The 7,096-nt window shown below is 61.3% G+C and carries 10 protein-coding genes; 5 read left to right on the top strand and 5 right to left on the bottom strand.

Annotated elements, in window-relative coordinates; all coding sequences use genetic code 11:
- Positions 1 to 76: 76 nt before the first annotated feature.
- Both P8X48_11550 and P8X48_11555 read left to right on the top strand, forming a co-directional pair.
- On the top strand, positions 77 to 805 hold the full coding sequence (locus tag P8X48_11550) for a glycerophosphodiester phosphodiesterase family protein (GenBank protein ID MEJ2107938.1): 729 nt from the start codon (positions 77 to 79) through the stop codon (positions 803 to 805).
- Positions 802 to 1,971 (top strand): FAD-dependent oxidoreductase, encoded by a 1,170-nt coding sequence (locus P8X48_11555; protein MEJ2107939.1) that lies wholly within the window; start codon positions 802 to 804, stop codon positions 1,969 to 1,971. The genes P8X48_11550 and P8X48_11555 overlap by 4 nt, the downstream gene beginning before the upstream one ends.
- On the opposite strand, the gene P8X48_11560 is transcribed toward P8X48_11555, so the two are convergent.
- Genes P8X48_11560 through nudE form a run of 3 tightly spaced genes read right to left on the bottom strand, consistent with a single transcriptional unit; the run spans position 1,968 to position 4,799 of the window.
- Complete coding sequence (locus P8X48_11560) at positions 1,968 to 3,434, bottom strand: FGGY family carbohydrate kinase (protein MEJ2107940.1); 1,467 nt, start codon at positions 3,432 to 3,434, stop codon at positions 1,968 to 1,970. The two genes, P8X48_11555 and P8X48_11560, sit on opposite strands and share 4 nt — an antisense overlap.
- On the bottom strand, positions 3,427 to 4,227 hold the full coding sequence (gene cysQ / locus P8X48_11565; protein ID MEJ2107941.1) for a 3'(2'),5'-bisphosphate nucleotidase CysQ: 801 nt from the start codon (positions 4,225 to 4,227) through the stop codon (positions 3,427 to 3,429). Before cysQ ends, P8X48_11560 begins: the two co-directional genes overlap by 8 nt.
- Positions 4,224 to 4,799, bottom strand: coding sequence for an ADP compounds hydrolase NudE (nudE, locus tag P8X48_11570; protein ID MEJ2107942.1), 576 nt, complete (start codon positions 4,797 to 4,799; stop codon positions 4,224 to 4,226). The genes cysQ and nudE overlap by 4 nt, the downstream gene beginning before the upstream one ends.
- An 86-nt stretch (positions 4,800 to 4,885) precedes the next feature.
- Here nudE and P8X48_11575 point away from each other — a divergent pair, with 86 nt between their 5' ends.
- Together P8X48_11575 and yrfG are read left to right on the top strand one after the other, a co-directional pair.
- The gene (locus P8X48_11575; GenBank protein MEJ2107943.1) at positions 4,886 to 5,233 is read left to right on the top strand and encodes an STAS/SEC14 domain-containing protein; all 348 of its coding nucleotides are present in this window, start codon (positions 4,886 to 4,888) and stop codon (positions 5,231 to 5,233) included.
- Between the two features lie 50 nt (positions 5,234 to 5,283).
- Complete coding sequence (gene yrfG, locus P8X48_11580; GenBank protein MEJ2107944.1) at positions 5,284 to 5,949, top strand: GMP/IMP nucleotidase; 666 nt, start codon at positions 5,284 to 5,286, stop codon at positions 5,947 to 5,949.
- Between the two features lie 2 nt (positions 5,950 to 5,951).
- On the opposite strand, the gene P8X48_11585 is transcribed toward yrfG, so the two are convergent.
- Both P8X48_11585 and P8X48_11590 read right to left on the bottom strand, forming a co-directional pair.
- Positions 5,952 to 6,335, bottom strand: a complete 384-nt coding sequence (locus tag P8X48_11585; protein MEJ2107945.1) for a hypothetical protein — start codon at positions 6,333 to 6,335, stop codon at positions 5,952 to 5,954.
- Between the two features lie 30 nt (positions 6,336 to 6,365).
- Positions 6,366 to 6,800, bottom strand: coding sequence for a YkgJ family cysteine cluster protein (locus P8X48_11590; GenBank protein ID MEJ2107946.1), 435 nt, complete (start codon positions 6,798 to 6,800; stop codon positions 6,366 to 6,368).
- 158 nt (positions 6,801 to 6,958) lie between these two features.
- Here P8X48_11590 and P8X48_11595 point away from each other — a divergent pair.
- Positions 6,959 to 7,096, top strand: a 138-nt coding sequence (locus P8X48_11595) for a dodecin family protein (protein ID MEJ2107947.1), incomplete at its 3' end; no start/stop codon positions are given.

Genomic DNA, 7,096 nt, shown 5'->3' on the forward strand with positions numbered 1-7,096 from the left:
CGCCGGAAACACCGGATAATTCCGGACAGCAGCCCGCCGTATGGCGGGATCCTTTGTCTGTCCGGAGCAATCGAGTATGGCCGCAGTTGAACTCATCGCCCATCGCGGCTGGCCACGGCACTACCCCGAGAACACCCTGATCGGTTTCGATGCCGCCGCCGATGCCGGCGCGCTGTACGTGGAAACCGATGTACAACTGAGTTCCGACGGCGTTCCGTTTCTGTTTCACGACCGCGACATGAAACGGGTATGCGGCATAAACCGCTCCATTGCCGACCACAGCGCCGCGCAACTGGACCGCATGCATGCCTCCGAATCTGCGCGTTTCGACGATGCCTTCGCCGCCGAGCCCATCCCGCGGCTGACCGCCTTCGTGCAATGGCTGCTCGGCCGGCCCGACATACGCGCCTTCGTCGAGATCAAGCGCAATACCATCGAGCATTTTGGTATCGACACCGTGCTGGAAAGAGTGACACGCGAACTCGAACCGGTGGCCGACCGTTGTGTATTGATCTCCTTCTCCTATGACTTCATTTGGGAGGCCAGGCGTCAGGGCCGTTTTGCCCTCGGGGTCGTTCTCGTTCATTGGCGCGACCGCAAGGCCGATATCGTCCGGGAAATCGGCCCGGAATACCTGTTCGCCGATGTGGGCTTCCTGCCACGCTGGCGCCGATGGAACATCGAGGGCCCGCAGGTCGTCGTTTACGAGGTGGACAGACCGACCGTGGCACGCCGCCTGTTGCGCCGCGGCGCGCGCTTCGTCGAAACCTTCTCCGTAGGCGAAATGATCAAGGCGCTGGCGTGAGCGATGACTTCGATCTCGCCGTGGTCGGTGGTGGTATTCACGGATGCGGCGTTGCCCAGGCCGGTGTCGCCGCAGGCTATCGGGTGCTCCTGCTGGAGCAGGAAGAACTCGCCTTTGGCACTTCACGTCGCTCCAGCAAGCTGATCCATGGCGGATTGCGTTATCTGGAATCGGCGCAAATCGCACTTGTGCGGGAATCCCTGCGCGAGCGCGAACTGTTGCTCAAGCTGGCTCCCGAACTGGTGCAACGGCGGGACTTCTACCTGCCCGTGTACCGCGCAACCTCGCGCCGGCCGTGGAAGATCTGGTTAGGTCTGGCCGCCTACAGCGCCCTTGCCGGTTTTCGCGCCCACACCGGCTTCAAGCGGCTGCCTTCCCGGGCCTGGCGCAATCTGGATGGACTGCGAACCGATGGCCTGCAACAACTTTTTTGTTACAGCGACGCACAGACGGATGACGCCGCGTTGACGCGGGCGGTCATGACCTCGGCCCGGGAACTCGGGGCAGAGCTTCAGTGTCCGGCTGAATTCATTGGCGCGGAACGCAGCGACCAGGGCTGCGCGGTACAGTTCCGCGACAAACGTGGAATGCAGCGGATACAGTGCAAGGTCCTGATCAACGCCGCGGGGCCCTGGGTCAACAAGGTGTTGTCGCGGGTGAATCCGGCACCATCGCGGCTTGCCATGGACCTGGTCCAGGGGACCCATATCGTGCTGCCGGGCGAGATCGCGCGCGGTATCTATTATGTGGAGGCGCCTGCCGACCGAAGGGCCGTTTTTGTCATGCCCTGGCAGGGCAAGACCCTCGTCGGCACAACGGAGAGTTTCTATACGGGCGACCCGGCACAGGTTCATCCCCTGCCCAAAGAGATAGACTACCTGCGTGAAACCTTTCGCCACTACTTTCCCGATCGCGACGACACCGTGGTGGACAGTTTTGCCGGGCTGCGGGTATTGCCCGCTGGTGATGGCATCGCCTTTGGCAGGGACCGGGAAACACGCCTGCATGCCGATGTCGCCTCCCGGCCCCGTGTGCTCACCATTTATGGCGGCAAACTGACCGGCTACCGTGCGACAGCAGAAAAGGTCATGGAGGCGGTGCGACCTGGCCTGGGCAAGGCTTCGCCGGTGGCCAGTACCGCCGCGCTGCCCTTGCATCCGGCCTAGCCTTCCGCCCGACCCGCCTCGCGCATGCCCTTCAGCATTTCGGCCATCCACTTTTCATAGCGACTTCGCAGACCCGCGTTCTCCTGCGGCTTGAACCAGTCGCCGAACCCCGGTTCCGGCCAGTTTCCGGGCATACCCGCAACCAGGTACGCCAGGCCCCGCGCAGTGGCCTCCAGCTCCCGCGGGCGATACACCGGCAAGCCACCAAGGTCGGCGATGCGCTGACACAGGCCATCGTAGCTTGCCATCCCCCCGGTCAGCTGGATCTGCTCCGGCCGCGATGCAAACTTGAGCATCTCGCGCATGTTTGCTTCCAGCAGGAAAACAATGCTCTCGGCCACCGCCGCCGCGCGCGCTGGCGCGCTACCATCGCCCACGAAGCGGCTGTGGAAGTCCGCGACCCAGAAAGGCGCTCCCAGGCCGGAAACCCCGTTAAGGAACAGCGGCGGATCGGTCTCGGTCTCAAGAAATTCCTCCAGCCGGTCGTAGATGTCGGGAATATCCAGGGTTTCCCCGGCCCAATCGATGGCACTTGCGGCACCATTGACCGTTCCCTCAAGTACAAAGGTCGGCTCATGATCCTCCGCGTGAATGATGCTGGTGAGCAGGCGCCGGCCAAAGGAAGGATAGTGACCCGCGGGTCGCGACACGAAACCCCCGGTGCCGATGTTGACGTAGGCCGTAGCGGGCTGGATCCGACCGAAGGCAAACAGGGAAGCGGACTGATCTCCGGTTACGATCGTCAATGGAACCTCGGCATCTCTGATTGGCAGTGACCCGAAGGAATAACGACTGCTCACACAGTTCGGGAAGTCTTCGCGCCGAAGCCCGAAGCGCGACAAAAGGGCCGGTTCCCAATCGCGGGTCTGCAGGTTCCACAGCTGCGTGCGCGACGCATTGGCCGGATCCACCAGAAACGGTTGTTCCCGCAACAGATGAAAAATCAGGAAACTGGCCAGCGGCCCCATGGCGAGCCGACCGTCAGCCTGCGCCTGCGCCACCCCCGGGATGTTGTCCAGGCACCAGCGAAACTTGCTCGCCCCGTAGTGCGCCGTCACGAACAGGCCCGTGAGCCTGTGGATGTCTTCGCGGTCCAGACCCAGACTTCTCAGCCAGTGGGCGGCACGCCGGTCCTGCCAGCTGATCACCGGACTGAGGGCCTCGCCCGTGTCCCGGTTCCAGCACACCAGCGAGGATCGCTGGGTCGCGATCCCGGCGGCAACGATACGTCGTCCCACGGCGGCGGTTTGGATGACGCATTCCGCAACCGCCTCGCGCACCGATTGCAAAACCTGCTGCGGGTCGTGCTCCACCCGGTCCTCGTCTCCATGGACGGTCTCTATGGGACGGCTTGCCTCAGTCAGATGGGCACCCTGGAAATCGAAGGCGATCGCCCGGCTCGAATGCCCGCCCTGGTCGATGGCGAGCACACAGGAATCCGGCGCAATATAGTCCTCAGCCATCGGCGAAAAATTCCGCCCAGTTGCGGTCGCCAGGCCCGGAAACGATGAAGTAAGGATTGAGTATGGATTCCTTGTTGTAGCGCAGCGGCCGGTTTTCGAGATCGGTCACGCGACCGCCGGCGACCTCGACGACGCATTGGGCTGCCGCCGTGTCCCACTCCGAGGTCGGACCCAGGCGCGGATACAGGTCGGCCTTTCCTTCAGCGACCAGGCAAAGCTTGAGCGAGCTTCCCATGCTGACGGTCTCGTGAGGGCCTATCCGTTCCAGCGCCGCCTTCAATGTCTCGCCCGCGTGGGAGCGACTGGCGACGATCGTCAGTCGGTCCCGCGGTACCGGCCTGACGCGTATGGGTGCACGGTCCGCGGAACCTTCCTGCCTCCACGCACCAGCACCATGACAGGCAAGGTAACTCACACCGGTGACCGGCACGTGGACGACACCCAGCACGGGTTCGTGGCCAACGATAAGCGCAATGTTGACCGTGAACTCCCCGTTGCGCTTCACAAATTCGCGCGTTCCGTCTAGGGGGTCCACAAGCCAGAACACCGGCCAGGCCGCGCGGGTCTCATAGGCGACGGTCGCCGACTCTTCCGACAATACGGGTATGTCCGGCGTCAAGGCCTCAAGTCGTGCCACAATGAGCCGGTGCGCGGCGCGGTCCGCTTCCGTAAGCGGTGAACCATCTCCTTTGTGATCGACTTCGAAGTCACGCTCATAGACAAGAAGAATTTCCCTGCCCGCATCCAGGGCGATTGCAGCGACTTCGTCCAGCCAATCACAGTAATTCTTCATGTCTGTTCCTTGCGCATGCGCAGCAGCTCGAGGACTATGAACAGTGCCGCGATGCTGCGCGCCTCTGTACATTCCGGGTGATTCAGCAAGTCATCCAGGCGATCCAGGCGCCAGGGCACAAGCTCGATGGGTTCGGGCTCGTCCCCGGGACGGCTGTCGGGATAGAGGTCTTCCGCCAGAACCACATGGGTCTCGTGACGGAAATATCCGGGTGCCTCGGTCAGCGAACGCAGCAGCTGCAGCTTGCGTGCGCCGAAGCCGATTTCCTCGGTGATTTCGCGGCCGGCTGCCTCCACCGGCGATTCGTTCTGCTCGATGCGGCCTTTGGGCAATCCCAGCTCGTAACGTTCCATGCCGGCCGCGTACTCGCGGATCATCAGCACTTCGTTGTCATCGCGCACGGGAACCACCAGTACCGCACCGCGTGGCGAACCGTACATGCGCTCCCAGGTGACTTCGACACCGTTGCTGAACCGCAACTCCAGTTCCTCGACGCGAAACAGGCGCGTTTGCGCCACGGTCCGCCGGGACGTGATCCGGGGTGCGGTTTTATCGCCGGACTTGTGTGGCATTGCTCGCATCCTTTATCGTATGACATAACTTAACCCGATCCGGTGAACGACGAAACCGGCGGACCATTTGCACAAGAGGACGAGGAATGATCGGAATTTCCGAGGAGCAGGACCTGTTGCGGGTGCATGTGCTGGGTGAATTTACAGTAGATGACTTTCGCGAATTCGAGAATGCCGTTGCAGGCGAGTTGGAGGCCAACCCGAAGATTCGCCTGTTGATGGACCTGAGCAATATGAGCGGGTTCACGGTCGACATGGCATGGGAAGATATCAAGTTCACCCGCAAGCACAGCCAGGATTTCCGCAGGATCGCGATCGTTTCCTCGACCGAGTGGACCAGCTGGTTGGGGTGGATCACCGGCGCGTTCACCGATGCGGAAATGGAGATCTTTGACGATCTCGGCGAGGCCGAGGGCTGGCTGGCAACGGCTTGAGCGCGGCGGCACCGCCGGCTGCCGGACCAACGACTTCCCGAGGCGACGAAGTGCTTTCGATTCCCTGGTCCACCATCGATACCGTGCTGCTGGACATGGACGGGACGCTGCTCGATTTGCACTACGATACCTATTTCTGGACCGATCACGTGCCCAGGCGGTACGCGGAAAAATTTGGTCTGGATCCTGCGGAGGCGAAAGAACAGTTGCGGGCGCGCTATCGACGCGCCGAGGGTACTCTGGACTGGTATTCGGTGGATTACTGGTCGAACGAACTGGGCATGGACATCGCGATCCTCAAGGAAGAAGTGGATCATCTGATCGCGGTTCATCCGCACGTGATTGAATTCCTCGACGCAGCCCACGCGGCCGGCAAACGCATCGTGCTCGTGACCAATGCCCACGGCAAGGCCATCCGCATCAAACTGGAGAAAACGAAGATCGGTGGCCATTTCGACAACCTGATCTGCTCCCACGACCTGCATCTGCCCAAGGAAGACATCGAATTCTGGGGCAAGTTGCAGTCGGTGGAACCGTTCAATCCGCCCCACACGCTGCTGGTGGACGACAGCCTTCCGGTGCTCAGGGCTGCCCGGGACTACGGCATCGCGCACCTGCTGGCGGTATACCAGCCGGACTCGAAGGCGGCGGCGAAGGATGTCGAGGACTTTGAGGCGATCCGGGATTTTCGGGACGTCCTTCCGGGGCTGGTATAGAACTACCAGTCACTACCGCCCGTCAGTGAGTTCATTACGCGCTCCAGACCCTCAACTCCGTCCTCAATCATCACGTCCAACGGGCGTCGGCTGGCAAGCAACATGTTTTCCGTGACGATCCATGCGTCGACGATGGCGGCGTTCAAGGGCAACATGGTTTCCAGGGAATGTTCGATTTCCAGGAGGCAGCGGGCCCGGTGCAGAATCTCCGGCTCGGGCGGCAAGGGTTCGCCCTGTCGCAGTCGCGACAGGGCGCGCGCCTTTGTTTCCTGCGGCAGGCCCAGTAGCGCGGTGCGCTGAGCGGAATCCAGTCCCCAACGATCGAACAACTGCATCAGCGCCCGGGCAAACTGGGCGCGATCCTCGTCGCTAAAGGTTTCGCTCATGACTCACTCCGGGGGCGGTGCCTCGCCCGTCTATCCTGCTTTTTCGAAGCGTTCCCAGCGGCGGTCCCAGCTCTTGAAACGCTTTCGGCAGTATTTGTCCAGGGTTTCGTAATCAGGAAAAAAGAGTTCGAAGTCGTCCGCGCCGGCCGGCGAGTTGAACTCGCAATCGTCATTTGAGTGTTCGCGGCAGATTTGTGGCCGCTTTTCATAGATACCACAACGACCATCCTCACCCAGATGGTTGCAGCGATTGTTCACCAGCAGGAACCAGCCGTCGTCATCCTTGTAGACCTGTACATCGTGGTGAGAAACGCGCCACAACAAGGTGTCAAAATCCTCCATGGACCGGGGGGCATCCAGTTCCTGTGTAATATAGGTACAGCAGGTGGAGTTTGTACAATAGCCGCACTTCTCTTCGGACGTCAGGCTGTCCGGATCAATCTTGACGGGGATTACCTTGCGCATGGACGTGCATTACCTCGAGTTCGCCAGTGTATCATCAGGCCATTCGCCGGATCGACGGGGTTCCGGTGGCGCTTTGCCAGCGCCAAAGTATACCCTTTCCCCGTGCATCCATGGGGGTACAATTCTTGCCGAAGCCTTACCAATCACAAGGAGGATGTATGAGCGACCACGTATACAAGATTGTTGAAATCGTAGGTTCTTCCCCGCAGAGCACGGACGCGGCCATCCAGAATGCTATCAGTCGCGCCGGCAAGACACTGGAGAATATCAACTGGTTCGAGGTGACCGAGACCCGG

Source organism: Acidiferrobacteraceae bacterium (assembly GCA_037388825.1).
Classification (GTDB): Bacteria; Pseudomonadota; Gammaproteobacteria; order Acidiferrobacterales; family JAJDNE01; genus JARRJV01.

Bases quoted from the DNA above. Each gene is read 5' to 3' on its own strand.
- P8X48_11575 (MEJ2107943.1), top strand. From the start codon at position 4,886: ATGATCGGAATTTCCGAGGAGCAGGACCTGTTGCGGGTGCATGTGCTG.
- P8X48_11550 (MEJ2107938.1), top strand. From the start codon at position 77: ATGGCCGCAGTTGAACTCATCGCCCATCGCGGCTGGCCACGGCACTAC.
- P8X48_11590 (MEJ2107946.1), bottom strand. From the start codon at position 6,800: ATGCGCAAGGTAATCCCCGTCAAGATTGATCCGGACAGCCTGACGTCC.
- P8X48_11585 (MEJ2107945.1), bottom strand. From the start codon at position 6,335: ATGAGCGAAACCTTTAGCGACGAGGATCGCGCCCAGTTTGCCCGGGCG.
- nudE (MEJ2107942.1), bottom strand. From the start codon at position 4,799: ATGCCACACAAGTCCGGCGATAAAACCGCACCCCGGATCACGTCCCGG.
- cysQ (MEJ2107941.1), bottom strand. From the start codon at position 4,227: ATGAAGAATTACTGTGATTGGCTGGACGAAGTCGCTGCAATCGCCCTG.
- P8X48_11560 (MEJ2107940.1), bottom strand. From the start codon at position 3,434: ATGGCTGAGGACTATATTGCGCCGGATTCCTGTGTGCTCGCCATCGAC.